We start from the raw sequence: 26,358 nt of genomic DNA, 5'->3' as shown, positions 1-26,358 counted from the left end.
TCCAGCGCAATGCGCCTGCGGCATTCCGCCGCCATGGTGAGGGTCAGGCACCCTTCCCATCTCGCAGCGGTTGGGACGCCCAACACCGGCCAACGCATGACCCGGACGGGATGGCGAGGCAATGAGCACGGTCACGGAAACGCCCAAAGCGGAAAAACGCGCGTCCAAGTCGCTTTTCCTCAAGCAGTCCAAGGTCTACCCGAAATCCGCCCACGGCCGGTTCCGCCGCATCAAATGGGCGGCGCTGGTGGCCATGCTGGCGATCTACTACGTCCTGCCCTGGATCCGCTGGAACCGGGGGCCGGACGCGCCGGACCAAGCCGTCCTGCTCGACATCGAGCACCGCCGCTTCTACCTGTTCTTCGTCGAGCTGTGGCCGCAACAGATCTACTACCTGACCGGTGCCTTGATCCTGGCGGCGCTGGCGCTGTTCCTGGCGACCTCGCTGGCCGGGCGGGTGTGGTGCGGCTACGCCTGCCCGCAGACCGTCTGGACCGACCTGTTCCTGTGGGTCGAGCGTCTGGTGGAGGGGGAGCGCGGCGAGCGCATCCGGCTCGACCAGGGCAAGTGGACGGCGCGCAAGCTGGGCCGCAAGGCGCTGAAGAACGCGATCTGGCTGGGCATCGCGCTGGCGACCGGCGGGGCCTGGATCTTCTACTTCACCGACGCGCCGACCCTGCTGGGCGATCTGCTGCGCTTCCGCGCCTCCTCGACCGCCGTCGGCTTCATCGCGCTGTTCACCGGGACGACCTATCTGCTGGCCGGCTTCGCGCGCGAGCAGGTCTGCACCTACATGTGCCCGTGGCCGCGCTTCCAGTCGGCGATGATCGACGAGGACAGCCTCGTCGTCACCTACCAGGAGTGGCGTGGCGAGGGCCGCGCCCCGCTGCGCAAGTCGCAGGGCTGGGAGGAGCGGACGTCTGCGGGGCTGGGCGACTGCATCGACTGCTTCAACTGCGTGCAGGTCTGCCCGGTCGGGATCGACATCCGCGACGGGCTGCAGATGCAGTGCATCGGCTGCGGGCTGTGCATCGACGCCTGCGACGAGATCATGACCCGGATCGACCGGCCGACCGGGCTGGTGACCTTCGACACCCAGACCCGCCAGACGGCGCTCGCCACCGGGACCGCGCCGCCGCCCTACCGCTGGCTGCGCCCGCGCGTGGTCGTCTACGGGCTCGGCATCCTGGTGATCGCCGGGGCCATCGTCGCCGGGCTGCTGACGAAGCCGGGGCTGGACGTCAGCGTGCTGCGCGACCGCGCGCCGCTCTACGTGGCGCTGGCCGACGGGTCGGTGCGCAACGCCTACACCTTCAAGATTTCCAACATGACCCGCGAGGCGCGGTCCTACACCCTGACCGCCGAGGGGCTGGAGGGCGCCACGCTCGCCGTCGCCGGGGCCGAGCAGGACGAGGGGGAGGCCGCCCGCCGCCTGACCGCCGCCCCCGACATGGTCGCGACCTATCGCATTTTCGTGACCGTGCCGCGCGCCTCTTTGCACGACTCCTCGCAGTCCCTTACCCTTATCCTCACCGCCGCCAACGGGGAGACCGCGTCCTACCGGACGGTCTTCCTGGGTCCCCCCTGAGCCCTCCCCTTGAGCCCCCTTGAGCGACGCCGCAGCGGCCGTTCCGTGATACGGTCCCAGCTTATCAGAAAGCGCAACCGAGCATGACCATGACCCCCGCCACCGGAACCCGGCCGACCCGCATGCCCCGCCAGAAGGGGTGGTACATCCCCTGGCTCTTCGTGGCGTTCTTCGCCGTGGTGGTCGCGGTCAACGGCGTGATGATGCACTTCGCCTTCTCCACCTGGACCGGGCTGGAGACCGAGGGGCATTTCCTCAAGGGCATCCGCTACAACGAGGATCTGGCCGGCGCCCGCGCCCAGGCGGAGCGCGCGTGGCAGGTCCAGGCGGAGTTCACCAGCACCGAGCCGCGCAAGGGCATCGCCAGCCTGACCCTGCGCGACAAGCACGGCAACCTGCTGAAGGACGCCAAGGTCACCGTCTCGCTGATCCGCCCGACCAGCCAGGGCCACGACGTGACGCTGGAGCTTCCCTATCTGGGCGAGGGCCGCTACGCCGCGCCGGTCGAGCTGGCGCTGGAAGGCCAATGGGACATGCGGGTCGAGATCCAGCACGCGACCGGCGACTACCAGAGCCAGAAGCGCGTCTGGGTGCAGTGAGGCAATGGCTTTTGCCGCCTGCTTCCCCCCAGACACGCTAAAAGCCCTTCTCCCCTTGCGGGAGAAGGGTTGGGATGAGGGGGCGGCCCGGCCAACGGCCGGGAAGGTTGCTTTACCCCTCACCCCAACCCCTCTCCCGCAAGGGGAGAGGGGCTTGATGGAACCGCCCCCTCAACCCCGCAGCGTTTTTTCCGGGTGATGTGACATGACCGTCTGCCTCCATTGCGGGCAGGAGCACGCCGAGAGCGCGGGAACCACCACCGCGTCGGGAATCATCGCGTCCGATGGCGCCGGCCCCTTCTGCTGCACCGGCTGCGCCGCCGCCTACGACCTCGTGCGCGGGCTGGGGCTGGAGCGCTACTACGACCGCCGCAGCGTCGATCCCGGCGCCCGCCCGCTGCGCCCCGACGACGCGCCGGCCATCGACTACGCCCCCCACGCGCGCGACGCGGAGAACGGCACGCAGAGCCTGCACCTGATGGTGGACGGGCTGCAATGCGCGGCCTGCGTCTGGCTGATCGAAACGGCGCTCGGCCGGCAGGAGGGCGTGGCGCAGGCGCGCCTCAACATGACGACCCGGCGGCTGACCATCCGCTGGGACCCGGCCGCGACCGACGCCAACGGGGTGGTGGGGACGGTGACCCGGCTCGGCTACCGCGCCGTGCCCTTCGACCCGGACCGGCTGGGCAGCGCCCAGCAGAAGACCGAGAAGGAGTTGCTGCGCTCGATGTCCGTGGCGGGATTCGCCATGGGCAACGTGATGCTGCTGTCGGTGTCGGTCTGGGCCGGGCACAGCCAGGGCATGGGCACCGCGACCCGCGACCTGATGCACTGGATCTCGGCGCTGATCTGCATGCCGGCCATCGCCTACGCGCTGCGGCCCTTCGCCCGCTCGGCCTTCGCGGCGATCTTGCGCGGGCGCACCAACATGGACGTGCCGGTCACCATCGGCGTGCTGCTCGCCACCGGCATGAGCCTGTTCGAGACGATCAACAGCGGCCCGCACGCCTATTTCGACGGCTCGGTGATGCTGCTGTTCTTCCTGCTGATCGGGCGCTACCTCGACCAGCGGGCGCGCGGCCGGGCGCGCTCGGCGGCCGAACAGCTTCTGGGCCTGCGGGCCAACGCGGTCACCGTGCTGCTGCCCGACGGCACCAGCGCCGTGGTCGCGCCCGAGCAGGTTTCCCCCGGCACCACCATCCTGGTCGCGGCCGGCGAGCGGGTTCCGGTCGACGGCCGGGTGTCGGACGGCGTGTCCGACCTCGACACCGGCCTGATCACCGGCGAGACGGTGCCCGGCACCGCGCGGCCGGGCGACCAGGTCTTCGCCGGCATGCTGAACCTGACGGCACCGCTGCGCCTGACGGTGTCGGCGGTCGGCGAGGGCACGCTGCTGGCCGAGATCGTCCGGATGATGGAGGTGGCCGAGCAGGGCCGCGCCAAATACGTCGCCGTCGCCGACCGGGTGTCGCGGCTCTACGCCCCGGTCGTCCACGTGACGGCGATCGCCACCTTCACCGGCTGGACGCTGCTGATGGACGCGCCCTGGCAGGTCGCGCTGATGAACGCGGTCGCGGTGCTGATCATCACCTGCCCCTGCGCGCTGGCGCTGGCGGTCCCGGTGGTGCAGGTCATCGCCAGCGGCCGGCTGATGCGCCAGGGCACCCTGATCAAGAGCGCCACCGCGCTGGAGCGTCTGGCCGCCGTCGACACCGTGGTCTTCGACAAGACCGGCACCCTGACGGAGGGCCGCCCGGTCCCGCAGCTCGACGGCGTGCCCGACTCTGATCTGCGTCTGGCCGCCGCGCTGGCCGGGACCAGCCGCCACCCGCTGGCGCGCGCGCTGGCCGCGGCGGTGCCGGGCGTGCCGCTGGCGGCGGGCGTGCGGGAGATCGCCGGGGCCGGGCTGGCGCTCGACACCCCCGACGGCGAGGTGCGGCTGGGCAGCCGGCGCTTCACCGGCGCGCCGCTCGACGCCGAGGATTCGGCCGGGCCGGAGCTGTGGCTGGCGCGTCCCGGCGCCGAACCCCGCCGCATCGTCTTCCTCGACGCCCCCCGCCCGGACGCGGCGGCGGTGGTCGCGGCGCTCAAGGCGCGCGGGATGGACGTCCGCCTGCTGTCGGGCGACCGGCGCGGCGCCGTGGCCGCCGTGGCCGAGCGGCTGGGCATCGCCGACTGGCGGGCGGAGCAGACCCCGGCCGACAAGACCGCCGTGCTGGCCGATCTGGCCGCGCAAGGCCGCATTGTGCTGATGGTCGGTGACGGGCTGAACGACGCCCCGGCGCTGGCGGCGGCGGCGGTGTCGATGTCGCCCTCGACCGCCGTGGACGTCAGCCAGACCGCCGCCGACGTGGTGTTCCAGGGCCGGCGGCTGCGCCCCATCGTCGAGTCGGTGGAGGTGGCGCGGCGCTCCGGGCGGCTGGTGAAGCAGAACTTCGCCATCGCGCTGGTCTACAACCTGTTCGCGGTGCCGCTGGCGATGGCCGGGCTGCTGACTCCCCTTCTGGCGGCCTTGGCGATGTCGTCGTCGTCGCTTATCGTCATTTTGAACGCGCTGCGGCTGGCCCGCGGCGCCGTGGTCAAGGATTTGGGTGATGGACGAGCTTCTCTATCTGATCGCGATCGCGCTCAGCCTGGGCGGGTTGGGGCTGGCGGCGTTTCTGTGGGCGCTGAAGTCCGGTCAGTTTGACGACCTCGACGGCGCGGCCCACCGCATCCTGTTCGACGACGACAAGCCGCTTCCCCCGCAGAACGGCAAGCCGGAACGGCAATAGGCCTTCCGGCCGTATGGGCAAAGGAAGGGGCGGGCACGACCAAGGTTGCGATTCCCCACGATTGCACTCAATATGAACCCATGCACGATGAGAGGCTGGGTTCATCCATGCCACCTTTCGATATGGGACGCGCCCGCGAGAAGAGCGCCGCGACGGACATGAATCCCTGCGGCGCTTGTCCCGTCCGCAGCCTGACCGTCTGCGCCGCGCTGGAGCCGGAGGAGCTGCGCCGTCTGGCCGACATCCTCCAGACGGTGCGGGCCGACGCCGGGCACACGCTGTTCAGCGAGGGCGACGGCGCCGACGCGCTGTACAACGTTACCTCCGGCACGGTGAAGCTGTACAAGCTGCTGCCCGACGGGCGGCGGCAGATCACCGGATTCCTCGTCACCGGCGATTTCCTCGGGCTGTCGGTCAACGACAGCTACGCCTACACCGCCGAGACCGTCACCAGCTCGTCGCTCTGCCGCTTCCCGCGCAAGAAGATCGACGCGCTGATGGACGAGTTCCCCAAGATGCAGCGCCGCCTGTTCTCCATGGCGTCGAACGAGCTGGCGGCGGCGCAGGACCAGATGCTGCTGCTCGGCCGCAAGACGGCCAAGGAGAAGATCTGCTCCTTCCTGCTGATGCTGTCGCAGCGCGCGGCGCGGCGCGGCCACAAGGAGAACCCGGTCTTCGTGCCGATGAGCCGGGCCGACATCGCGGACTATCTGGGGCTGACGACCGAAACGGTCAGCCGCACCTTCACCCAATTGAAGACGGTGGGCGTGATCTCCCTCCAGGAGGGGAACAAGGTGCTGATCGCCGATCTCGACGCCATGTACGACTTGGCCGAGGGAAGCTGAGGCGGTCGTCCGGCCCCCTCCCTAACCCTCCCCCGCTTTCGCGGGAGAGGGAACTCCGCAGCCCTTCGACAAGCGTCCTGCCCCCTCTCCCGCCGAAGGCGGGGGAGGGATGGGGAGGGGGCAACGCGACGCTGGAACCCACACAAGTCCCCCTCACGCGTTCCCCCCGCCGACATCCTCCCATCCCCAACGGTCCCACGCGCCGTCCAGGAAGGCCGTCAGCCGGGCGCCGCCCGGCAATCCGGCGCAGGCCAGCAGCGACGGCGCCACCGGGCCGCCGCCGCGCGTCCACCACAAGCTCGACCCCTCCCGCAGCGGCCCGGCCAGACGCTCCACCATGGCGACGGAGGCCGGATGCACCCGCTCCAGCTCCGGCCGTCCGAGGATCGCCAGCCGCGCCGGCAGCCCCTCGACGTCCGCGCCGGCCCGGCAGGCGTCGGCGGCGACCGCCTCGGCGCGGGTGAACCACGCCGCGCAGGCGGCCGGCGCGGCGGCGAGGTCGAGCCGGTCGGGCAGCGCCGCCGCGATGGTGAAGGGGTAGAGCCGCCCGACCCGGTCGGCGCTGGGCATCAGCACGCCGACCAGCGGCGCGTCGCCGCACAAGCCCGCCGACAGGGCGAAGCGCCACACCGGCGCGCCGCTGAACGCCCGCTCCCACGCGCCGCCCAGCCGCCGCCCGGCCTCGCCGAGCGCCGCCGACAGCCAGACGTCCCACGGGTCCAGCACCTCGCGCGGCAGGCCGTGGCCGACGAAGTCGCCGCGCGCCGGCAGCTTGCCGTGGAAGCCGACCCCGTGGAAATGGGCGGCCGAGGCGTTGGTCCGGGCGGCGTTCCACCGCTCGCGCAGCATCACGGCGACGCCACTTCCGAACCGGAACCGAAGGCGGAAGCGGGACGGGGCGGGGCGGCCTGGGCCAGCACCTCCTCGACGCGGGCCACCAGCGTCTCGTCGACCGGGATGGGCGCGAAGCCCGCCTCGAACAGCGCGGCCAGATGATCGCCCAGCGCCCGGCGGCGGGCCTCGTTGGCCGGGCCGGGCAGGCTGCGCTGCCAGTCGAGCGCCAGCCATTCGGCCAGATCGGCGGAATCCATCGCCTCCCGCCCGCCGATCATGCGGTAGGCGCGCAGCGCCGCGCGCAGCAGGTCGGGCCGCGCCCAGTTGGTGCGGAGCTGCTCCTCCAGCCGCAGCGTCAGCCGGGCCAGGAACAGCGTGCGCAGCGCCCGCCGGTAGACCTCCCCGGCCGGACCGGCGATGCGGTCGCCCTGGTAGAGCCCGCCGGCCAGCTCCGGCGCGGCCCAGGACGCGCGCTCCGCGTAGCCCATCGGCAGGGCGCGCAGGCCGTCCAGCGCCGGCAGGATGGCGGCGACGTCGGTGTCGTCCACCCGCGCCAGCGAGCGCGGCGGCGTGTCGAGCGGGCGCAGCGCCGCCTCCACCGACGCGGCGGCCGAATCGGCGCGGTCGAGCAGCGCGGCGTTGCCGGCGTGGCTGTGCAGCCAGAAGCCGCCCAGCAGCAGCCCGGCGGCGAGCGCGCCGCCGGCCGACAGGATCCCGGCGCGGCGTCGGCGTTGCTCCAGCGCGCGGTCCACCCCGGCGAGGCCGGCCTCCGGGAACACCATCTCGGGCAGCAGCCGGTCGAGGAAATGGGTATCGGCTGGCTCCCCGGCGCCGGGGGACAGCGGGTCGGGGGCCATGCGATCCGTCCGGGTCGCGCTGGTCAGGTAGATGCCGCGCAGCAGGGGAACCTCCTCCGCCGCTTCCGGCGCGAAGGCGGTGTCCACGAGGTCGGCCAGCGCCGTCTCCAGCTCGGCGATGCGGAGCGGGAAGGCGAAGGCGTCGCTGCGGCGCCCGATGTCCGGCTCCTGGTGCAGCCGGTCGAGCAGCCGCTCGTCCAGCCGCCGGACCAGCCCGGCGAACAGCTCGTAAAAGGCGGGCAGCGGACCCTCCGGCGCCTCCTCGGCCGGGAAGGCGAGGCCCCAGACCTGTTGCCGGGCGGCGCGGTCGAGCGGGTCGAAGAAGGTCGCGAAGCCCGGCACCAGATCGGCCTTGGTCAGCAGGACATAGACCGGGACCCGCACGCCGAGCTGCGTGCGCAGCTCGTTCAGGCGCTGGCGGACGGTGATGGCGTGGCCGTGGCGCTCGGCGGCGGTCCAGGCGGCGAGGTCGGGCAGGCTGACGGTCAGCAGCACGCCGTTGGCCGGCTGGCGCGGCCGGTGCTCTTTCAGCAGGTCGAGCAGGCCGGACCACACCCGGCCGTCGATGGCGCGGCGGCTGTCCTGGGTGGTGTAGCGCCCGGCGGTGTCGATCAGCACCGCCTCGTCGGTGAACCACCAGTCGCAGTTGCGGGTGCCGCCGAGGTTGGCGATCGGCTCGGCGATGTCGCCGTCGGCCAGCGGGGTGCCGAGACGGGCGCTGCCCAGCGCCGTGGTCTTGCCCGACCCCGGCGCGCCGATCACCAGATACCAGGGAAGCTGGTAGAGGTAGCGCCCGGTCAGCCCGGCGCCGAAACGCTGGGTCTTCAGCCGGGCCAGCACGGCGTCGAGCCGCTGGCGCACGCTGCCGATCTCGTCGAGCGAGGCCTTGAGGTCGGGGTCGCGGGCGGCGGTCAGCGCCTCGACCAGCCGGGCGTTGGCGGCGCGCTCGGCCCGGTCGATCCGGCGGTTGAGGAGCGCCCAGCCGGCGAGCGCCAGCAGCAGCGGGGCCAGCCGGATCGTCCAGTCGGTCCCGGCCAGCGCCGGCGTCAGCAGCCACCCGGTCAGGCCGAGCGCCAGGGCGCCGCCGAGCGACAGGCTCCAGCGCAGCCGCGAGGGCAGGTGCGGGGACAGGGAGGAGGAGGGGCGGCGCGGCACGGGCATGGCGGGCGCCTTCACTGCGGGTAGAGGCGGACGTCGATCCGCCGGTTGGTGTCGCGCCCGGCGGGCGTGTCGTTCAGCGCGACGGGTTCGGCGTCGGCGCGCCCCTCCGACGACAGGCGGGCGGGGCCGAGCGGGCGTTCCAGCAACCGGCGGACGGCCTCGGCCCGCGCCTCGGTCAGGCTCTGGGCGGTGGGGAAGCGGCCGGTGCGGGGCGTCTGGTCGTCGGTGTGGCCGACCACCCGCACGAGCCCGCCCTCCGGCCCCAGCGCCTGACCGACGCGGTCGACGACGGCGCGGTGGCGGGCCTTCACGGCCTCGCTGCCGGTGGCGAACATGGCGGCGGCGGGGATGCGGACGACCAGGGCGCCGTCCTCCCCGGCCAGCACCTCGACGGCGCCGCTGCGGATTTCCGGGGCGAGGACGGCGGTGACGCGGGCGATCAGCGCCGGGCCGGCGGTCGGCGGCGGCGGCGGGGCGAGCCGGGCGATCTCGATGGGGGCGTCGGGCACCAGGGCTGCGATGCGCGCGGCGACCGGCCCGGCCTGCCGGGTCAGCGCGGCGGAAAGCTGGCCCCACAGCAGCCCCAGCCCCAGCGCCACCGCCGCCCAGGCGGTCCAGGGCGGCAGGGCGGCGGCCAAGGGGCGGAAGCGCGTGGCCATGGTGCGGGCGGAGGGGCCGTGCGGAGCGGGGGAGAGCGCCGGGTCGCGCTCGCCCCGCGCGCGGCGCAGGATGCGATACAGCTCGTCGCGCAGATGGGCGAGATCATGGGCGCCGCGCGGCCGGTCGCGGTACTTGCCCTCGAAGCCCAGCGACAGGCAGGCGTAGAACAGCTCCAACTCGCGCCGGTGCAGCCGGGGGTCGCCCAGCATGGTGTCGAGCAGCTCGAAGAACAGATCCGGCCCGCCGGCCTCGGGGTCGAGCGCGGCGGTCAGCCCCCCCGCCAGCCCTCCAGCCAGCCCCCCGCTCAGCCAGGGCGCGCGGGCGCCCCAGGGCGTGGCGCGCAGGGTGTCGTCCAGCGTGGCGCAGAGCGCGAAGCGGGCGACGCGGATCTCCTCGGCGGTCAGCCCGGCGGCGGCGGCGTCCGTCCCGAAGCGGGCCAGCGCGGCCAGGGCGTCGTCGCGCACCCCGTCGGGGTCGTCGTGGGTGACGCGGTCGCGCAGCCCGGCGGCGAGATCCAGCACGGGGGCCGCCGCGCTCAGCAGCGGGTTCAGGGCCTCGCGCAGGCGCGGTTCGGGCAGATACGGCGGCGGGGCCGGCGGCGCGGGAACGGTGGTGGCGGGCGGGCCGGGAAGGTCGGCGGCCGGCCGGGCGGCGGTCAGGAAGGCCGGAACGGGGTTGTGAAGCGCCAAGGGAGGGTCGCGCCGGTCCAGCCGTGGCGCTTCCAGCGGTTTCCGAGACTCGAGCCGCGGCCCGCCGTCGCCCAAACGGTCCTCCAACCCCATGCCCCCGCTCTTCCCGTCCGATGCTCGGCCGGATGTATAGCAGGCGCGGGCCGGGGAAGGAATCGATCCGGAGGGGACAATCGGAGCACTCGCGTGAAGCCCCTCTCCTCTTGCGGGAGAGGGGTTGGGGTGAGGGGGCGCAAATTTTGTCTTCGCCTGCGGCGAATACCCCTCATCCCAACCCTTCTCCCGCAAGGGGAGAAGGGCTTCACAGCACAGGATGGAGAGTGGTTAAATCTCCAGCTGCATGCCCAGCTCGACCACCCGGTTGGGCGGGATGCAGAAATACTCCGAGGCGCTGGTCGACAGCTTGGACAGGAAGATGAAGGTCGGCTCCTGCCAGCGCGGCATCCCGGCCCGGCGGTGCGAGCGGATCAGCGTCTCGCGGCTGACGAAATAGGTCGTCTCCATCGGCTCGAAGGGCAGGCCGGGGATCTTCTTCTTCTCCAGCGCGTTGGGGATGTCCGGCTCGTCCTTGAAGCCGAAATGCATGATCAGCCGGAAGAAGCCGGCCGACAGCGGCTTCAGCTCGAAGCGCTGGCTGTCGGGGATGTGGGGCACGTCCTGGATGTCGACGGTCAGCAGGACGACCCGCTGGTGCAGCACCTTGTAGTGCTTCAGGCTGTGCAGCAGCCCCGGCGGCAGGCCGCGCGGGTTGCCGGTGAGGAACACCGCCGTGCCGGGAACCCGCTGGATCGAGCCGCCCTTCAGCCGCTCCAGCAGCGAGTCGAGCGGCAGCGCGTCCTCGGCCAGCCGCTGCCGCACCACCTCGCGGCCGCGCCGCCACGTCGCCATCAGCAGGAAGACCAGCGCGCCGACCGCCAGCGGGAACCAGCCGCCCTCCTCGACCTTGATCAGGTTCGAGAAGAAGAAGGCCGCGTCGATCGACAGGAAGACGATCAGCGCCAGACCGGCCTGCCACAGCTTCCAGCGGCCCAGGCTGCGCGCCACCTTGTAGGCGAGCAGGGTGGTCGCCACCATGGTGCCGGTCACCGCGATGCCGTAGGCGGCGGCGAGGTTGCTGGAGGTCTGGAAGGTCAGCACCAGCAGCAGCACCCCGGTCAGCAGCAGCCAGTTGAGCTGCGGCATGTAGATCTGGCCCTTCTCGTGCTCGGAGGTGTGACGGACCTCCATGCGCGGCAGGTAGCGCAAATGCATGGCCTGGAGCGTCACCGAATAGGCGCCGGAGATCACCGCCTGACCGGCGATGACGGTGGCCGCCGTCGCCAGGATCAGCAGCGGCACCTGCGCCCAGTCCGGGGCCAGATGGTAGAAGGGGTTCTCGATGGCGCCCGGCTCGTGCAGCAGCAGCGCGCCCTGGCCGAAGTAGCAGAGCAGCAGCGACGGCAGCACCAGGGCGAACCACGCCAGCCGGATCGGCTTGCGGCCGAAATGCCCCATGTCGGCGTAGAGCGCCTCGGCCCCGGTCACCGCCAGCACGACGGCGCCCAGCAGCAGGTAGCCCTTCCAGCCGTGCTCGAACAGCATCTCCACCGCGTGGCCGGGCCAGATGGCGCCGAGCACGTCGGGGTAGCGGATGATCTGCCAAGCCCCCAGCACCCCCAGGGTCACGAACCACACCAGCATCACCGGGCCGAACAGCTTGCCGACCTTTTCCGTCCCGAAGCTTTGCAGGACGAACAGGCCGACCAGGATGACCAGCGTGATCGGGATGACGTAATCCTCGAAGGCCGGGGCGATGACCTTCAGCCCCTCCACCGCGCTCAGCACCGAGATGGCCGGGGTGATCAGGCTGTCGCCGTAGAACAGGGCGGCGCCCATGATGCCGATGGCCATGACGGCGGTGGTCTTGCGGTGGCCCGGCCGCATGCCGCGCAGCGCCAGCGCGGTGAGCGCCAGGATGCCGCCCTCGCCCTGGTTGTCGGCGCGCATGACGAAGATGACGTATTTCACCGTCACCGTGATGATCAGCGCCCAGAAGATCAGCGACAGGACCCCCAGGATGATGTCCGGCGACAGGTCGAACCCGCCGCCCTGCGTCAGGCATTCGCGCAGGGTGTAGAGCGGGCTGGTCCCGATGTCGCCGTAGACGACGCCGAGCGCCCCCATGGTCAGGGCGCGCAGCTTCGTCGAATGCTCCCGGTCGGTCATGCTGGCTTCCATTGCCGTTTCCCTCGCCACGCTTGGGCGTCGCGCTCCGTCTGGAAGCGTCGGCTTGGCCGTGGTCTTCGATGCCTATGCGCCGATCGCCGACAAGGCAAGGGCCGAGTGGCGAAACGCTCCTCCCCCTTTCGGCGATCCCGGCCCGCCGGGCATTATTTCGTAAGCCGGCCGGACAAAGAGGCGGAGGGGTGGGGCTCGCCGCGTTCGGCAATCGAAAGGCGAAGGAAAAACAAGAACTTTCCCGCATTCGCATGCGCGGCCGGAGTGAAGGAATTTGTAGAAGTTGGACCGTTGCATCAATGCCGGCTAAATGCTTCCATTCCCGCGTGCACCGTGACGCTTGCCCGAGCCGGAGGCCATGCCCAACGATTTCCTGTTCGCCGACGGCGATCGAGCCCCGGACCGCGAGACCCCGCCGCCGCCGCCGCCGCCCGCCGGCGAGCCGGCGCCTTGGCTGGTCCTGATCGTCGACGACGAGGCGGAGATCCACGCGGTCACCCGGCTGGCGCTGGCGCGGCTGCGCTACCGGGGCCGTCGGCTGCACCTGCTGAGCAGTTCGTCCGCCGCCGAGGCCGAGCGGGTGCTGCGCGAGACCCCCGACATCGCCATCGTCCTGCTCGACGTGGTGATGGAGACCGAGGACGCCGGGCTGAAGCTGGTCCGCACCATCCGCGAGACGCTGGGCAACCAGGCCGTCCGCATCATCCTGCGCACCGGCCAGCCGGGCCAGGCGCCGGAGGAGGACGTCGTCCTCGCCTACGACATCAACGACTACAAGTCGAAGACCGAGCTGACCGCGCAGAAGCTCTTCACCACGGTGGTGTCGGCGCTGCGGGCCTACACCGACATCCAGGCGCTGGAAAGCAACCGGCGCGGCCTGCAACGGATCATCCAGTCGACCGACCGGCTGTTCGCGCTGCGCCGCATGCAGCCGTTTGCCGCCGAGGTGCTGATCCACCTGTCCGAGGTGCTGCGGGTGGCGCCCGACGCCGTCCTCTGCGCCCGCTGTCCGGAGGCGGGCGGGGCGCCGGCGGTGCTGGCCGGAATCGGTCGCCACGCCGGGGCGTCGGGGGAGCCGGCCTCGGCGCTCGACCCGGCGCTCGCCGCCGTGATCGCCGAGACCTTCCGGAACAAGCGCGGCGTCCACGGCCCCGACGGCTCGGCCTTCTACCTGCGGGTGCCCGACGGGCAGGAGATCGCGGCCTGGATCCGCACCGACCGGCCGCTCGACGCGGTCGACCGCGCGCTGGTCGAGGTCTTCGCCTCGAAGATCGCCATCGGCTTCGCCAACGTCAGCCTGTACGAGCGTCTGCGCGAGGCCAACGAGACGCTGGAGCGCCGCGTCGCCGAGCGCACCAGCGCGCTGGAGGAGGCGAACGTCCGGCTGAACCGGCTGGCGACGCTCGATTCGCTGACCGGGGTGTGGAACCGCCGCCGCTTCCTGGAACTCGCCGACGCGGAGCTGGGGCGGACGCGGCGCCATGGCCGGCATCTGGGGATCTTCCTGCTCGACCTCGACCGCTTCAAGGCGATCAACGACACCCACGGCCACGCCGCCGGCGACGAGGTGCTGCGCACCGTGGTCCGGCGCACGCGGGACGCGCTGCGGGCGTCGGACCACATCGCCCGCTTCGGCGGCGAGGAGTTCGTCGTGCTGCTGCCGGAAACCGACGGGGAGGGCACCGCCGCCGTGGCCGAGCGGGTCCGCGCCTCGCTGGCCGCAAGCCCGGTGATGGTGGACGGGCGCGCCGTGCCGGTGACCGGCAGCCTCGGGGTGGCGTCCTGGATTGCGGCCGAAACCTCCATCGAGCAGACCCTGCGCCGCGCCGACGTCGCGCTCTACGCCGCCAAGCAGGCCGGGCGCAACCGGGTCCGGCGGGCGGAGCTTCTGGACCGGGCGGACGGCCTGACACAAATCGCCTGAATCCTGCGGGAATTTGTTTCAAGGCAAACATTGAAGGGTCTGTCCATAAGGGTTACTCCTGTATGCCGAGCGCGGGGGCCGGACCGGGGGCATCTCCATGTGGCACGACTACACCAACGCTCTCATCGCCGCCTTCGGCCTGTCCGGGCTGGCGTTCGGCATCGGGCAGCTCGCCGTGATGCTGGGGGAGCGCATGATCGAGAAGCGCCACGGCACCACCGGGGTGCGCGACGCCATGGTCCGCCGCGCCAAGATGGAGGCCCTGTTCGAGGCCCGCCGCAACGACCGCGTCACGGAACTGCGCGAGGCGGCGGCCGCGGTCGAGGAGGCGGTGCGCGACCGGGCGGTGCTGGAACGGCGGCTGAAGAGCGCCCAGCAGTCGGGCGAGTCGCTGGTCCGCCTGATCGGCGAGGAGGTCAAGGGCACCCCCTGCTACATCGCCATGGTGGCCAACAAATACGTCGGGACGGCGGATTTCCAGCAGTCGCAGCACGCGCTGATCGATTCGAGCTGGGCGCAGCCGCAAACCATCGAGGTCTGGGCCAAGTCGATGGCCGAGGCGCGGGCGGAGATCGAACGCCGCTACCCGCCGGCCTTCGGCTACGTCGTGACGCGCATGCAGGACGTCGGCGCGCCCGCCGCTCCCGCCATCGCCAAGGCGGGTTGAGGGGGAGGCCGCGGGATGCCCTATGTGTTCGCCGCGCTGGTCGGTTTCGTCTCGCTGGCGGTGGCGCTGCTGCTGGCGCTGCGCCGCCTGAAGGTCGCGGAGGAGCGCATCGCCAACGCCGTGTCGCGCAAGCGGGCGCAGGCCGAGCGCATCAAGAGGATCGCGCGGGTCACCCTGCAGCAGGCCGAGGACATCCGCGCCGCCCGCCGCCGCAAGGCCACGGCGGAGATGGGCCGAGAGGATCTGGAACAGCGGCTGAAGGCGGCCGATGCCGTCGACCGCCGGGTCTACGTGCTGGACGACCGCCGGGCCAAGGCCGATTCGGGGTGGATCCTGCGCGTGACGAACGGCCAATACGCCGCCAAGGTCAACGCCAACCTGGATCCGGTCGCGCTGGAAAGCTGGAAGCGCGGGCGCCGGTTCCTGGTGTGGGGGCTGGACGAGAAGAAGGCGCGCGAAAAACTCGCCACCCGTTACCCGGACGGCAAGGGCTTCGCCGTCACGGGCGCCGAAGCCTATCGGGGGTGAGGCGAACGGGGCAAGCTGGGATTTTTCCGGACGCCGGGGCTGTTGCCAAGCTCTCTTTTCACTACCATGTTGTAATCAAATTGCCTCACCATGGGTGGGACAAACGGTATCGATGGTGGAGGATCGACGATGGATCTCATTCTGCTGGGTGGTGCGATGGCGGTGGTGCTGGCCGGTGTGATCGCCACGCTTCCGACGCCGCAACCGGTGCCGATCCGCGGCCGCGACCGGCGCCGCCAGCGCCGGTAACGTCGTGCTCCGGTAATTTCGTGCCGAGGTTCGGCTGAACGGTCAGCGATCCAGATCGCGGATCGCGCGGTTCAGCTCGAACTCCTTCGAGGCGACATACGCCTCCGCGCCCGTGATCCGCGTCTCGAAGTCGCGGAAGCGTTGGGTCAGCCCGGCCAGCGTCCGGTCCGGCTTGGTCGAGACCGTGCGCCAGAACGCCTCCTCTTCCGGGTTGCGGTAGATCTGCGCCGGCCGGACCGGCAGCACCAGCAGCGCGATGACGTAGGCGACGATCAGCGGAAACGCGAAGAAGAACATCCCCAGGATCACCACCAGCCGGACCACCCCCGGCCGCAAGCCCAGATACTCGGCCATCCCGGCGCAGACGCCGCCGAGGACTCCGGTCTGCGGGTTGCGGTACAGGCGGTGCGGGTTGGGGGATTCGTAGGGGGAATGCGGGGACGGGCGATCCATCATCGGGTCGGTCCTTCCTGTTCGGGGCTTGGTTCGGAACATCGGGTTCGGAACATCGGTTCAGGTCTTGTCGCGCCAGTTCGGCGCCTCGCTGTCGAGCACGCGCTCCAGCGACTGGATGCGGCCTTCCAGGCGGTTGGCGATCTCCCACAGCTCGGCGAGCAGGCGCTCGTCCTGGGCGGTCAGCCCGCGCTGGGCGCGCCACTGCGTGATGTAGTGGAAGACGATCCACACCGGCGCCACCACGACCATGAACAGCGCCGCGATGACGAAACCGAAGAAGCTCATGGCTGACTGGCCTTTCTTATCGTTGAGGCTCTAGTCCCCTCCCCAAGGCTAGCTTGAGCCCTTCTCCCCTTGTGGGAGAAGGGTTGGGATGAGGGGTGTTCCGCCTCAAAGGCGGAAGATGTTTGCGCCCCCTCACCCCAACCCCTCTCCCGCGAGGGGAGAGGGGCTTCATGGGGGAGAATAGGGTGCGGCTTTAGCGCCTGCTCCCTATCACCCGGCGCGCCGGGCGGCGATGCGGGCCTTCAGCGCTTCCAGCTCGCCCTCCACCTTGGTGGTGGCCTCCAGCTCGGCGATCTCCTCGGTCAGGCTCTTGGCGCGGCCCAGGTCGTAGGATTCGACGCGACCCTCCAGCTCGTCGAGGTTGCGTTCGACCTGCTCGAAGCGCGACAGCGCCTCGTTGATGCGCTCGTCGTGCAGGCTGGAGCGCACCTTCACCCGGTTGGCCGCCGTCTGGGCGCGGGTGACCAGGGCCTTCTCGCGGGTCTTGGCGTCGGTCAGCTTGGCCTGGAGCCGGCCGATGTCCTCGTTCGCCTTCGACAGCGCCGACTCGACGTGGATCAGCTGCTCGGTCAGCGTGTCGGCCTGCTCGGCGACCTTGGACTTGGCCATCAGGCAGCCCTTGGCGAGATCCTCGCGCTCGCGGGTCAGCGCGATCTCGGCCTTGCGGTCCCACTCGTCGCGTTCGCGGTGCAGGTCGGCGACCCGGCGCTCGATCTCCTTCTTCTCCGCGATGATCTTCACGGTGGAGGAGCGGACTTCGACCAGCGTGTCCTCCATCTCCTGGATGATCAGGCGGATCAGCTTCTCCGGCTCCTCGGCGCGGTCGAGCAGGGAGTTCAGGTTCGACTGCACGATGTCGGTGAGACGGGAAAAAATGCTCATGGTCGGATTTCCTGTGGGTCAGGCTTGTGTGGGTCAGGCTTGTGTGGGGCGGGCTTGGTTGGGTCAGCCGAGGATCGCGCCGGCGAGGATGCCGGCGAAGAAGAACAGCCAGCTTTCCGTCGGACGGGTGCTGAGATAGGCGCGGGCGCGCCGGAGAAACGGACGGTTGCCGGTTCCGGTGCCGTAGCGGCGGCGAAAGTCGCTGAAGTCGGTCATGCGTGTGATCTCCTTCTGTTGCCCACCTCTATCGCAACCGCCGTGCCAAGAGCCGCCGGGGGGCTGGAAGCCTTGGCCCGCTTGGCTTTCGCTGGGAACCGCGCGCGTTGCCGTCTGACGATTGCCACGATAAGATCGCCATATTGACGAACAGATGGTGGAAAGCGCGATGTCGGCCGATCTGCCGCCCCTGCTGGGCGAGTCGCCCGCCTTCCGCGAGGCGCTGGAGCACGTCTCGCGGGTGGCCCCGCTGGAGCGCCCGGTGCTGGTGATCGGGGAGCGCGGCACCGGCAAGGAGCTGATCGCCGCCCGGCTGCATTACCTGTCGCGGCGCTGGGACCGGCCCTTCGTGAAGGTGAACTGCGCGGCCCTGCCGGAGACCCTGCTGGATTCGGAGCTGTTCGGGCACGAGGCCGGCGCCTTCACCGGGGCGACCCGGCGCCAGATCGGCCGCATCGAGCAGGCCGACGGCGGCACCCTGTTCCTGGACGAGATCGCCACGGCCTCCCCGGCCGTTCAGGAGAAGCTGCTGCGCGCCGTCGAGTACGGCGAGATCGAGCGGGTCGGCGGGCGCACCGCGACGGTGGACGTGCGGGTGGTCGGCGCCACCAACGCCGACCTGCCGGCGCTGGCCGAGGCCGGGCGCTTCCGCGCCGACCTGCTGGACCGTCTGGCCTTCGACGTGGTGACGCTGCCCCCCCTGCGCGCCCGGCCCGAGGACATTCCCCCGCTGGCCGAGCATTTCGCGCTGGGCATGGTGCGCGAGCTGGAGCGGGCGCTGTTCCCCGGCTTCGCGCCTTCGGCGCTGGCGGCGCTGTGCGGCCACGACTGGCCCGGCAACGTGCGCGAGCTGCGCAACGCGGTGGAGCGCTCGGTGGCCGCCGCCGATCCCGACCAGCCCATCGCGGCGATCGTCCTCGACCCCTTCGCCTCACCTTGGCGCCCGCGCGAGCGCCACCGTGTCGTGGAGCCGGCGGCGGAGACCGCCGTGGCGGAGGCGACGCCGGAAGGGGAGGCGGGCGGCATCCTGGAGGAGGTCCGCGCCTTCGAGTCGGCCAAGCTGCGCGAGGCGCTGGAGCGCCACCGCTTCAACCAGCGCCAGACCGCGCAGGCGCTGGGGCTGGGCTACCACCAGCTTCGCGGCATGCTGAAGAAGCACGGGCTGATCTGAGCCCGGTCATCGGAGGGCGGGAATGTGCCGAAACCTCTGCACGCGGGAACGCTTTTCCATAGCATGGCGCCACCTCTCCCCGACGCTTGACGGAGCCTTGCCATGCCCGCCGACTCGCCAACTCTTCCAGCCCCGTCCCGGCATATGCGCAACCTTCTGGAGCCAGTAACCCTCTCCCGCCCTGGGAGAGGGAAGGGGCCCGCCGCGCAGCGGTGGGAAGGGTGAGGGGCTATCGGAACATGGATCAAGCACCACGCCCTCTAGCCCCTCACCCTCCCCGCTGCGCGGGTCCCCTCCCTCTCCCGGGACGGGAGAGGGCTTTATCCCCGGTGTGGCGGATGGAACGTGGAACAGGGCCGGAAAAACGTTTCATGGTGTTTCAAACGTTCCATTCCCCGTCCTGCGGAGGGCAGGGTGATGAGGGTGAACCGACCGCCTCACTTCTTCTCCAGCATCAGCGTGCCCTGCTTGGTCAGCTTGGTCTTGAGGCGGTCGGCCAGCATGCCGAGCGCCCAGGGCAGTTCGACCTCGACCTCGACCCGGTCCTCCAGCACGTCGATGTGGCCGCTCACGGTCTGGGCCAGGGCGACCACGCGGAAGTCCAGCCGGTCGTCGGTCCAATGGTCGTCGATGCTGGTGGCGACGGCGCTCAGCCGGGCGCGCGCGTCGCCCATGCCGTCGACCAGACGCCGCTTGGCCTCCGCGCGGCCGAGCGAATGGGGAACGGACAGGGTCAGGGGCTTTGGCATCGCGGGAACTCCGGAAAGGGCGAATGTCTCGCAGGACACAACAGCGCCGGCCGCCTGTGGGTTCACGCAGCGCCCGATGGAAGAAACCGTCATCCTTTCGCCACGGTCGCGGGACAAAAATCCGCCCGGCCGATCCACCCCTTTCGAGGCGGGCGGGGCGGGCGTTATATGACGGACGCGGCCGCGATCAGGGATGGCCGCCGGACAGTGTCTGGAACCAAGGGGCAGCGACCGCGCCGTGACCGCCGACCGACCGGATCAGCTTTTCGCGGGACCGCGCCCCGTCCACAGCCAGGACGACCCGAAGCCGTTCGGCTCCCTGTCCGGGACGCTGTCCGGCCCCCTGTCGGCCAAGCTGTCCGGCAAGGGCCTGTCCCTGCCCAAGCTGCCGCGCGGCAAGGCCAAGCCGCCACCCCCGCCGCCGCCCGCCCGGCCCCCGTCCTCGTCCCGCCCGCCGCCGTCCAAGCCGCCGAAGCGCCCCGCCCCGCCCAAGCGCCCGGCGCCGCGCGGCAACGGCGGGGGTTGGCTGCGCGGTCTGGTCCATTGGGGGCTGGTCGCCGCGATCTGGTGCGGGGTCGGGCTCGGCGCCGTGCTGGCGTGGTTCGCGCTCGACCTGCCGGACATCTCCAAGGTGGCGCAGTTCGAACGGCGCGCCTCGGTGACGGTGCTGGCCGCTGACGGGACCGAATTCGCGCGCTTCGGCGACCTGCACGGCACGACGCTGGGCGTCAGCGACCTGCCGCCGCACCTCGTCAACGCCGTGCTGGCCATCGAGGACCGGCGCTTCTACAGCCATTTCGGCATCGATCCGATCGGGCTGATGCGCGCCGTCTACGTCAACTGGCGGACCGGGCGCGCGGTGCAGGGCGGCTCCACCATCACCCAGCAGCTCGCCAAGAACCTGTTCCTGACGGCCGAGAAGTCGCTCAAGCGCAAGATCCAGGAGGCGATGCTGGCGCTGTGGCTGGAGCACCGCTTCACCAAGGACCAGATCCTCACCGCCTACCTGAACCGCGTCTACCTCGGCGCCGGGACCTTCGGGGTGGACGCGGCCTCGCGCACCTATTTCGGCAAGCCGGCGACCCAGGTGGATTTGCGCGAATCGGCGGTGCTGGCCGCGCTGCTGAAGGCGCCGTCGCGCTACGCCCCGACCTCCAACCCGGACGAATCGGCGGTGCGCGCCCGCATCGTCATGGCCGCCATGGTCGACGCCGGCTTCATCACCACCCAGCAGCTCGAAGCCGCCCGCGACGCCCCCCCGGCCCCGCGCCGCAAGCCGGGCGGCGACGGCCGCTACTTCGCCGACTGGGTGACCGATCTGGTGTCGGGCTTCGTCGGCCCCGAGCACGGCGACGTCATCGTCCGCACCACGCTGGACCTGAAGATGCAGCGCGCCGCCGAGCAGCGGCTGGAGGCCCTGCTGTCCGGCCCCGGCGCCGCCGCCAACGTGCGGCAGGGCGCGCTGGTCGCCATGAGCCCGGACGGGGCGGTGCGCGCGCTGGTCGGCGGCCGCGACTACGACGGCAGCGAGTACAACCGCGCCACCCAGGCGATGCGGCAGCCGGGCTCCGCCTTCAAGCCCTTCGTCTATCTGGCGGGGCTGGAGGCCGGCTGGGCGCCCGACAGCCTGATCGAGGACGCGCCGCTGCAGATCGGCGACTGGAGCCCCGGCAACTACGACGGCAAGTTCCGCGGCAACATCACGCTGGCCACCGCGCTGGCCCATTCGTCCAACACCGCCACTGTGCGGCTGACCGACCGCATCGGCACCGACCGCATCCGCCGCGTCGCCGCCGGGCTGGGCATCGCCGCGCCGCTGACCAAGGATCTGTCGCTGGCGCTCGGCACCAGCGAGGTAACGTTGCTGGAGCTGGTCCGCGCCTACGCCGGGATCGCCAACCGGGGGGCGCCGGTCTGGGGCTACGCCATCAGCGAAATCAAGAACCGCGACGGCACCGTGCTGTACCGCCGGCAGGGCGGGGGCAGCGCGGCGGTGGTCGATCCGGTCCACGCGGTGCAGCTGTCGCGCATGATGGCGGGCGTGATGGAGTTCGGCACCGGCAAGGGCGCCCGGCTCGACCGCCCGGCGGCGGCCAAGTCGGGCACGACGCAGGATTACCACGACGCGTGGTTCGTCGGCTTCACCGCCGATCTGGTGGCCGGGGTGTGGCTCGGCAACGACAACAACGAGGCGATGAGGAAGGTCACCGGCGGCACGCTGCCGGCCAAGCTGTGGCAGGGCTTCATGATGGACGCCCACGCCGGCAAGCCGCCGCGCCCGCTGCCCGGCCTGGACGGCGCCCCCGCTTGGGCGGTGCCGGTGGCCTCGGCGGACGGCGCCCGCCCGGCGGGTCCGGCCCCGGCCGCCCCGGCGGCGCATGCCCCGCGCGCCGACAGCGGCATCGGCTCGCTGATCGACAAGCTGGCCGGCGGCGGAAGCGCGCCGAAGGTGCAGTACGATTACGGGCACAACAGCGTGCGGTAGAGGCTTACCCCAGCCGGCCGATCATCCCGCGCCCGGCCGCGACGCCCATCGCGAAGCAGCCTTGCAGCAGATAGCCGCCGGTCGGCGCCTCCCAGTCCAGCATCTCGCCGGCCAGGAAGACGCCGGGCCGGCGCTTCAGCATCAAGCGCTCGTCCAGTTCGGACAGCGCCACGCCGCCCGCGCTGGAGATGGCGCGGTCGATGGGCCGGATGCCGGTCAGCACCATCGGCAGCGCCTTGATGCGGCGGGCCAGCGTCACCGGGTCGGCCAGTTCGGCGGCGGACGCGAACTCGCGCAGCAGGGCGGCGCGCGGGCCGCTCAGCGACAGGGACTTCTTCAGGAAGGTCGCCAGCGATTCCGCTCCCCGGCGGCGCAGGCGCTTGAGAACCTCGGCCTCCGCCAGATCGGGCAGCAAATCCAGCGTCAGTGCCGCCCACCCCTCCGCCGCGATGGCGTCGCGCAAGGGGGCGCTCAGCGCGTAGACGGCGCCGCCCTCGATGCCGGTTTCGGTGATGACGAACTCGCCCTTCAGGCGCCGCCCGGCGGCGGACAGGCCGACGCTCTTGACCGGCTGGCCGGCGAAGCGCTCGCGCAGGTGATCGGACCAGGGCACCTCGAAGCCCATGTTGGACGGGCGCAGCGGGACGATCTCCACCCCCTGTGCCGCGAGGATTCCGGTCCACCCCCCATCGGAGCCGGTGCGCGGCCAGCTCGCCCCGCCCAGCGCCAACAGGGTCGCGCGCGGGGCGGCGGTGACGGTGGCGCCCGTGGGATCGCGCAGGGTCAAGCGCCCCTCGGCGTCCCAGCCGGTCCAACGGTGGCGGCTGTGCAGGGTGACGCCCAGCCCACCCAGCCGGCGCAGCCACGCGCGCACCAGCGTGGACGCCTTCATCTGGACCGGGAAGACGCGCCCGCTGCTGCCGACGAAGGTCTCGATGCCGAGCCCCGCCGCCCAGCCGCGCAGCTCTTCGGGCGAGAAGCCGGCCAGCAGGTCGCGGAACAGCGCTTCTTGAGCACCGTAGCGCGGCAGAAAGCGGTCGAGCGGTTCGGAATGCGTCAGGTTGAGCCCGCCGCGCCCGGCCAGCAGCAGCTTGCGCGCCGGGCTGGGCGTGTGGTCGAACACCGCGACGGAGAGGCCGGCGCCGGCCGCGACCTCCGCCGCCATCAGACCGGCGGGACCGGCGCCGATGACCGCGACGTCGGGGGAGAAATTGGGGGCGGCGGACAAGGGGCGGTGACTTTCAGACGGAGGAAGGCGTTTTTCCCCTCCCCCCGGCGCCGGGGCGTGGGAGGGAGGGGGAGAACCCGTGCGATCAATCCTCGTCCTGGGCGACTTCCTCGGCGAGATCGGCGGCGAGGTCGGCGAAATAGCCGGCGTCAACCTCCATCCCGTTCTCCTCGCAGATGCGCATGAAGACGCGGTAGGCGTGCAGGATCGCCACGTCGAGCACGGCGAGGTCGGCCTCTTCGCTGTGGCGATCCTCGACCTCACGCTCCTTCAGGGTGACGACGATGTCGTGCGCGGCGGCTTGCAGGACCGCATCCATGGCTTGCTTGTGTTGGGTCGACATCGCAGGGGATCCTCGTTCCGGTCGAGCTTCGCGACCCCGCCTGACCGAACCGGAGCCAGGGGCGGCGGGGGTGGCCGAACATGCGGACGGGGGTGGGCGCGCCGGGGGCCCGGCCGTCCGCGAAACATCGGCCTCCCCCTTGTTGTAGAATCCTTTTCCGGCGGCGAACAAGCGTCTTGCGGGGCCTTCGGGCGGCGTTTCCCGACTCCCGGCGGGCTATCGCCACCGTTGGAGGACGGACAGGCGCCGAGGGATGCGATCCCGGCGCCTGCACCCTCGTCCTTTCGTGGCTCAGGCGCCGTACAGGCCGGCCGTCAGCGTGTAGCCGTTGAGCGCAGAGCTGCGCTCGCCGTCGGGCCTGGACACGCTGGCGTAGTAGGTACCGGACGTCACCGGTGTGATCATCAGGCTGTAGTCGCCGCTGGCGTTGACGTACGGAGAGGCTCCGTAGCTGTGCCCCAGCGCGTCCAGCAGAGACAGGCGGGTGTTGCTTGACTCACTGCGCATGGAGAGGGAGTAGCTTTGGCCGGCGTCCAGGGACAGGGCGATCCAGTCGGTGTCCCCCTGGAATTCGTCGATCCCGTAATAGTCGATGCGACCGTTGACGCTGCCGCCGATGGCCAACCGGCCGGCGGTCGTGGCATCGTTGGCGTACTCGTCCACCATGCCGTTGTCGGTGGTCGTGATGCTGTAGGAGCCCAGCTTGTAGTCGCTGCTGTCGATGGAGACGACGAAATTCCCCGTCGCGCAGGCGGTGTAGTCATAGAACGACTTGCCGTTCTCCGTTCGTGTCGGCTTCAGGTAGGCGGCGTTGTTCCCGGGACTGAAGATGTCGAACCGGGTGTTGCCGAGCGCGGGGCCGTCGACCACGAAGCTGTAGCTTTTCCCTTTCTCCAGGGATACGGACAGATAATCCGTGTCCTTGCGGTATTCGAGGGCGCCTTGAGTCGTCGCGTTCATGGTCAAGCGGCCAGCCGTGCCGAAGCTGTTGCCGTAATCGTCGACGAAGCCGGGATTCCTTGAGGTTTCCTGTATTGTGGCGTTATGAGCGCCAACCGAACGCGCTCCGAATGCCCAATAATAGGTGCCGGTCGTGGTAATCGTGACCTCTTGGGAAATATTCGAGGAGAAAGGGGCTAGGTCGTTGGTCGATACACGGAAGCCCTGGGCGTCGTAGAGCGTCACCGTCGGGTCCATCGCGTTCGAGGTCCCATTCAGTTGGTAGGTCGATCCCTTTGTCAGCGTTGCGGCAAGCCAATCAATGTCGTACGCGTAATTGCTTACGACGGAGATGGCCGTGCCGACGGTTATTTGTCCGGCCGTGGCCGGCGTGCTGCCGTAATCGTCGCCAACGGATGACCGCAGCGTGTAAGGCAGATTGGCGGAGCTGCCGCCGGAAACCTCCACATAATAGGTGGCGGTGGTGGTTGGCGTCACGATGATCGCGTTTTTGCCGGTGAAAAGATCCACATTGGTGTGCGGCAACACCGTGTTGCCGTCGGAATAGACCTTGATCCCAAGATTATCCTGTGATGGCGCTTCGAAGCGGTACATGACACCGGCGTTGAGGGTGATCGCGTACCAGTCCTTGTCGCCCGAGCGGTCGATGAGGCCGTTTACGATGCCGTTCACGGTCAGGCGTCCGGGGGTCGACGGGTCGTCGGGAAGATCGCCGAAGGGGGTGGTCGTGGGAAGGGTGGTCGTGGCTCCATCGTTGCTGGCCGTCAGCGTGTAGAGGCCGACGTCGAAGCCGCTGACGGCGGCGTAGTAGGAACCGCTCACGGTCGGCCGGTACGACACCGTGTAGACCCCGTCGCCATCCTTGTCGCGGTCGCTCGCCAGGGTGTTCCCGGACCCGTCGACCAGGGCGAAGTCGTGCAGCCCCGTGGTGGCGAAGCGCACCGAGAGCGTGTAGGTCGTGCCCTGGACCATCGAGGTCCGGAACCAGTCCACGTCGTAGGGGCGCTCGATCATGCCGGTCGTGCGGCCGTTGCTGACGGCGAGGCGGCCCAGCGTGGTGGTGTTCTCGGCGTAGTCGTCGACCTGGAACTGGCGGCCCTCCTGGAACCCGTGCTGGATGTAGTGCAGGCGGGCGGCGTCGAGGTCGGCGCCGACGGCCGCGTAGATGTCGGCGTTCGCCGCCAGATAGCCGCCGGCGTTGAAATAGGTGGTCCTTCCTTCCTTGAACCCGAAGGCGACGTAATGCTGCTTGGCGCTCTGCTGGTTGGCGCCGATGGCGCCGATCAGATCGGCGTTCGCGGAGACGTAACCCAGCGCATCGAAGGAGGTCGCGCGTCCCTCGGCATAGCCGTAGCGGACGTAATGCTGCGTCGCCGCGGTGGTGTCGGCCCCGACGGCGCGAAGGAGATCGGTATTGCCGGCGAGATAACCCAGCGAATCGAAAGACAGGGCGCGCCCTTCGGTTCGGCCGAGCGTCTCGTAATGCCGCGAGGCCGCGGCGAGATCGAGGCCGAAGGTGCGAATGAGATCGGGATTGGCGGCCAGATAGTTCAGCGCATCGAAATCGGTTGTGCCGTTTGCTGTTGCAGCCATTTTCGTTCCCCCGGTTGACCGGAAATTGTGTTTTTGATGGTTTAGTCTCTCTAATAATATATTTTCTGTGAATGACTAAACCTATGGGTATGATGTTCACAGTTTAAAATGTGATTCAACGCATATCCGCAAAAAACATATGCCGAAAAATATCGTCAAAATTGCAAATGGCGGTTGATTGCGAAAAAAGAAGCTCTGCGATTTTCCGGAATAAACAACTGAGGGGTTTGTAAAGAGATGCGCGTTTTTGTGGCGAAGTTGTTTTTCGCAACCCGTGTGTTTGAAGGGCCGGACTTTGGGATGACGCCCAGGCGGGCGCTTGGAGCGTTTAACCAGCGCCGCGAGGCAGACATGCGAGCGACCGCGGAAAATCGGCATGGCGGACGGATTGCGGCGGT

The 26,358-nt window shown here is 70.3% G+C and carries 22 protein-coding genes; 10 read left to right on the top strand and 12 right to left on the bottom strand.

The annotated features are described in order from the left end of the window. Positions 1-121: 121 nt before the first annotated feature. From ccoG to EJ913_RS07925, 5 genes are all read left to right on the top strand, one after another. Complete coding sequence (ccoG, locus tag EJ913_RS07945) at positions 122-1,588, top strand: cytochrome c oxidase accessory protein CcoG (RefSeq protein WP_126996506.1); 1,467 nt, start codon at positions 122-124, stop codon at positions 1,586-1,588. Between the two features lie 83 nt (positions 1,589-1,671). After that, the gene (locus tag EJ913_RS07940) at positions 1,672-2,187 is read left to right on the top strand and encodes a FixH family protein (RefSeq protein WP_126996504.1); all 516 of its coding nucleotides are present in this window, start codon (positions 1,672-1,674) and stop codon (positions 2,185-2,187) included. Positions 2,188-2,392: 205 nt separating this feature from the next. Continuing rightward, positions 2,393-4,876, top strand: a complete 2,484-nt coding sequence (locus tag EJ913_RS07935; protein ID WP_126996502.1) for a heavy metal translocating P-type ATPase — start codon at positions 2,393-2,395, stop codon at positions 4,874-4,876. Continuing rightward, positions 4,830-4,961, top strand: a complete 132-nt coding sequence (ccoS, locus tag EJ913_RS32395; RefSeq protein ID WP_238522414.1) for a cbb3-type cytochrome oxidase assembly protein CcoS — start codon at positions 4,830-4,832, stop codon at positions 4,959-4,961. Before EJ913_RS07935 ends, ccoS begins: the two co-directional genes overlap by 47 nt. 107 nt (positions 4,962-5,068) lie before the next feature. Then, positions 5,069-5,806 (top strand): Crp/Fnr family transcriptional regulator, encoded by a 738-nt coding sequence (locus EJ913_RS07925; protein ID WP_238522413.1) that lies wholly within the window; start codon positions 5,069-5,071, stop codon positions 5,804-5,806. A gap of 153 nt (positions 5,807-5,959) precedes the next feature. Here EJ913_RS07925 and tagF read toward each other — a convergent pair whose 3' ends face one another. From tagF to EJ913_RS07905, 4 genes are all read right to left on the bottom strand, one after another. Further along, positions 5,960-6,655: a type VI secretion system-associated protein TagF gene (tagF, locus tag EJ913_RS07920; RefSeq protein WP_126996498.1), complete on the bottom strand. Its 696-nt coding sequence runs from the start codon at positions 6,653-6,655 to the stop codon at positions 5,960-5,962. Next, the gene (tssM, locus tag EJ913_RS07915) at positions 6,655-8,658 is read right to left on the bottom strand and encodes a type VI secretion system membrane subunit TssM (RefSeq protein WP_126996496.1); all 2,004 of its coding nucleotides are present in this window, start codon (positions 8,656-8,658) and stop codon (positions 6,655-6,657) included. The genes tagF and tssM overlap by 1 nt, the downstream gene beginning before the upstream one ends. An 11-nt stretch (positions 8,659-8,669) precedes the next feature. After that, on the bottom strand, positions 8,670-10,007 hold the full coding sequence (icmH, locus tag EJ913_RS07910; protein ID WP_244939284.1) for a type IVB secretion system protein IcmH/DotU: 1,338 nt from the start codon (positions 10,005-10,007) through the stop codon (positions 8,670-8,672). Positions 10,008-10,331: 324 nt separating this feature from the next. After that, the gene (locus EJ913_RS07905; RefSeq protein ID WP_211098905.1) at positions 10,332-12,224 is read right to left on the bottom strand and encodes a potassium transporter Kup; all 1,893 of its coding nucleotides are present in this window, start codon (positions 12,222-12,224) and stop codon (positions 10,332-10,334) included. Positions 12,225-12,582: 358 nt separating this feature from the next. Between EJ913_RS07905 and EJ913_RS07900 the strand changes: the two genes are divergently transcribed. The 3 genes from EJ913_RS07900 (at position 12,583) to EJ913_RS07890 (ending at position 15,343) form a co-directional block, all read left to right on the top strand. Further along, a complete protein-coding gene (locus EJ913_RS07900) occupies positions 12,583-14,148 on the top strand; it encodes a diguanylate cyclase (protein ID WP_126996492.1) in 1,566 nt (521 codons plus the stop codon). A gap of 97 nt (positions 14,149-14,245) precedes the next feature. Then, a complete protein-coding gene (locus EJ913_RS07895; protein WP_126996490.1) occupies positions 14,246-14,815 on the top strand; it encodes a hypothetical protein in 570 nt (189 codons plus the stop codon). A 15-nt stretch (positions 14,816-14,830) separates the two neighbouring features. After that, on the top strand, positions 14,831-15,343 hold the full coding sequence (locus EJ913_RS07890) for a hypothetical protein (RefSeq protein WP_126996488.1): 513 nt from the start codon (positions 14,831-14,833) through the stop codon (positions 15,341-15,343). Between the two features lie 291 nt (positions 15,344-15,634). On the opposite strand, the gene pspC is transcribed toward EJ913_RS07890, so the two are convergent. The 4 genes from pspC to EJ913_RS31565 form a co-directional block, all read right to left on the bottom strand. Continuing rightward, positions 15,635-16,048 (bottom strand): envelope stress response membrane protein PspC, encoded by a 414-nt coding sequence (gene pspC, locus EJ913_RS07885; protein WP_238521141.1) that lies wholly within the window; start codon positions 16,046-16,048, stop codon positions 15,635-15,637. Between the two features lie 57 nt (positions 16,049-16,105). Continuing rightward, the gene (gene pspB, locus EJ913_RS07880) at positions 16,106-16,333 is read right to left on the bottom strand and encodes an envelope stress response membrane protein PspB (protein ID WP_126996486.1); all 228 of its coding nucleotides are present in this window, start codon (positions 16,331-16,333) and stop codon (positions 16,106-16,108) included. Positions 16,334-16,543: 210 nt separating this feature from the next. Further along, the gene (gene pspA, locus EJ913_RS07875) at positions 16,544-17,215 is read right to left on the bottom strand and encodes a phage shock protein PspA (RefSeq protein WP_126996484.1); all 672 of its coding nucleotides are present in this window, start codon (positions 17,213-17,215) and stop codon (positions 16,544-16,546) included. A 63-nt stretch (positions 17,216-17,278) separates the two neighbouring features. Then, complete coding sequence (locus EJ913_RS31565; protein WP_185909709.1) at positions 17,279-17,431, bottom strand: hypothetical protein; 153 nt, start codon at positions 17,429-17,431, stop codon at positions 17,279-17,281. 169 nt (positions 17,432-17,600) lie between these two features. Between EJ913_RS31565 and pspF the strand changes: the two genes are divergently transcribed. Further along, positions 17,601-18,602 (top strand): phage shock protein operon transcriptional activator, encoded by a 1,002-nt coding sequence (gene pspF, locus EJ913_RS07870; RefSeq protein WP_126996482.1) that lies wholly within the window; start codon positions 17,601-17,603, stop codon positions 18,600-18,602. Between the two features lie 437 nt (positions 18,603-19,039). On the opposite strand, the gene EJ913_RS07865 is transcribed toward pspF, so the two are convergent. Next, complete coding sequence (locus EJ913_RS07865; protein WP_126996480.1) at positions 19,040-19,351, bottom strand: polyhydroxyalkanoic acid system family protein; 312 nt, start codon at positions 19,349-19,351, stop codon at positions 19,040-19,042. Between the two features lie 238 nt (positions 19,352-19,589). Between EJ913_RS07865 and EJ913_RS07860 the strand changes: the two genes are divergently transcribed. Continuing rightward, entirely contained in the window at positions 19,590-21,836 is a 2,247-nt protein-coding gene (locus tag EJ913_RS07860) for a transglycosylase domain-containing protein (protein WP_238521143.1), read from the top strand. 4 nt (positions 21,837-21,840) lie between these two features. Here EJ913_RS07860 and EJ913_RS07855 read toward each other — a convergent pair whose 3' ends face one another. The 3 genes from EJ913_RS07855 to EJ913_RS07845 form a co-directional block, all read right to left on the bottom strand. Continuing rightward, the gene (locus EJ913_RS07855; RefSeq protein ID WP_274389965.1) at positions 21,841-23,064 is read right to left on the bottom strand and encodes a BaiN/RdsA family NAD(P)/FAD-dependent oxidoreductase; all 1,224 of its coding nucleotides are present in this window, start codon (positions 23,062-23,064) and stop codon (positions 21,841-21,843) included. Positions 23,065-23,149: 85 nt separating this feature from the next. Further along, positions 23,150-23,407 carry a hypothetical protein gene (locus tag EJ913_RS07850; RefSeq protein WP_126996474.1) on the bottom strand — a complete coding sequence of 86 codons (258 nt, stop codon included), beginning with the start codon at positions 23,405-23,407 and terminating at the stop codon, positions 23,150-23,152. A 291-nt stretch (positions 23,408-23,698) separates the two neighbouring features. Next, entirely contained in the window at positions 23,699-25,960 is a 2,262-nt protein-coding gene (locus EJ913_RS07845; protein WP_126996472.1) for a hypothetical protein, read from the bottom strand. Positions 25,961-26,358 lie beyond the last annotated feature (398 nt).

This window comes from Azospirillum doebereinerae, assembly GCF_003989665.1.
Lineage (GTDB): Bacteria > Pseudomonadota > Alphaproteobacteria > Azospirillales > Azospirillaceae > Azospirillum > Azospirillum doebereinerae.
The sequence above is the reverse complement of the archived record's forward strand: the minus strand, read 5'-3'. Positions and strand labels throughout refer to the sequence as shown.

Coding starts and splice junctions, on each gene's coding strand:
- ccoG (WP_126996506.1), top strand. CDS start 122: ATGAGCACGGTCACGGAAACGCCCAAAGCGGAAAAACGCGCGTCCAAG.
- EJ913_RS07940 (WP_126996504.1), top strand. CDS start 1,672: ATGACCATGACCCCCGCCACCGGAACCCGGCCGACCCGCATGCCCCGC.
- EJ913_RS07935 (WP_126996502.1), top strand. CDS start 2,393: ATGACCGTCTGCCTCCATTGCGGGCAGGAGCACGCCGAGAGCGCGGGA.
- EJ913_RS07925 (WP_238522413.1), top strand. CDS start 5,069: ATGCCACCTTTCGATATGGGACGCGCCCGCGAGAAGAGCGCCGCGACG.
- tagF (WP_126996498.1), bottom strand. CDS start 6,655: ATGCTGCGCGAGCGGTGGAACGCCGCCCGGACCAACGCCTCGGCCGCC.
- tssM (WP_126996496.1), bottom strand. CDS start 8,658: ATGCCCGTGCCGCGCCGCCCCTCCTCCTCCCTGTCCCCGCACCTGCCC.
- EJ913_RS07905 (WP_211098905.1), bottom strand. CDS start 12,224: ATGGAAGCCAGCATGACCGACCGGGAGCATTCGACGAAGCTGCGCGCC.
- EJ913_RS07900 (WP_126996492.1), top strand. CDS start 12,583: ATGCCCAACGATTTCCTGTTCGCCGACGGCGATCGAGCCCCGGACCGC.
- EJ913_RS07895 (WP_126996490.1), top strand. CDS start 14,246: ATGTGGCACGACTACACCAACGCTCTCATCGCCGCCTTCGGCCTGTCC.
- EJ913_RS07890 (WP_126996488.1), top strand. CDS start 14,831: ATGCCCTATGTGTTCGCCGCGCTGGTCGGTTTCGTCTCGCTGGCGGTG.
- pspC (WP_238521141.1), bottom strand. CDS start 16,048: ATGATGGATCGCCCGTCCCCGCATTCCCCCTACGAATCCCCCAACCCG.
- pspB (WP_126996486.1), bottom strand. CDS start 16,333: ATGAGCTTCTTCGGTTTCGTCATCGCGGCGCTGTTCATGGTCGTGGTG.
- pspA (WP_126996484.1), bottom strand. CDS start 17,215: ATGAGCATTTTTTCCCGTCTCACCGACATCGTGCAGTCGAACCTGAAC.
- EJ913_RS31565 (WP_185909709.1), bottom strand. CDS start 17,431: ATGACCGACTTCAGCGACTTTCGCCGCCGCTACGGCACCGGAACCGGC.
- pspF (WP_126996482.1), top strand. CDS start 17,601: ATGTCGGCCGATCTGCCGCCCCTGCTGGGCGAGTCGCCCGCCTTCCGC.
- EJ913_RS07865 (WP_126996480.1), bottom strand. CDS start 19,351: ATGCCAAAGCCCCTGACCCTGTCCGTTCCCCATTCGCTCGGCCGCGCG.
- EJ913_RS07850 (WP_126996474.1), bottom strand. CDS start 23,407: ATGTCGACCCAACACAAGCAAGCCATGGATGCGGTCCTGCAAGCCGCC.
- EJ913_RS07845 (WP_126996472.1), bottom strand. CDS start 25,960: ATGGCTGCAACAGCAAACGGCACAACCGATTTCGATGCGCTGAACTAT.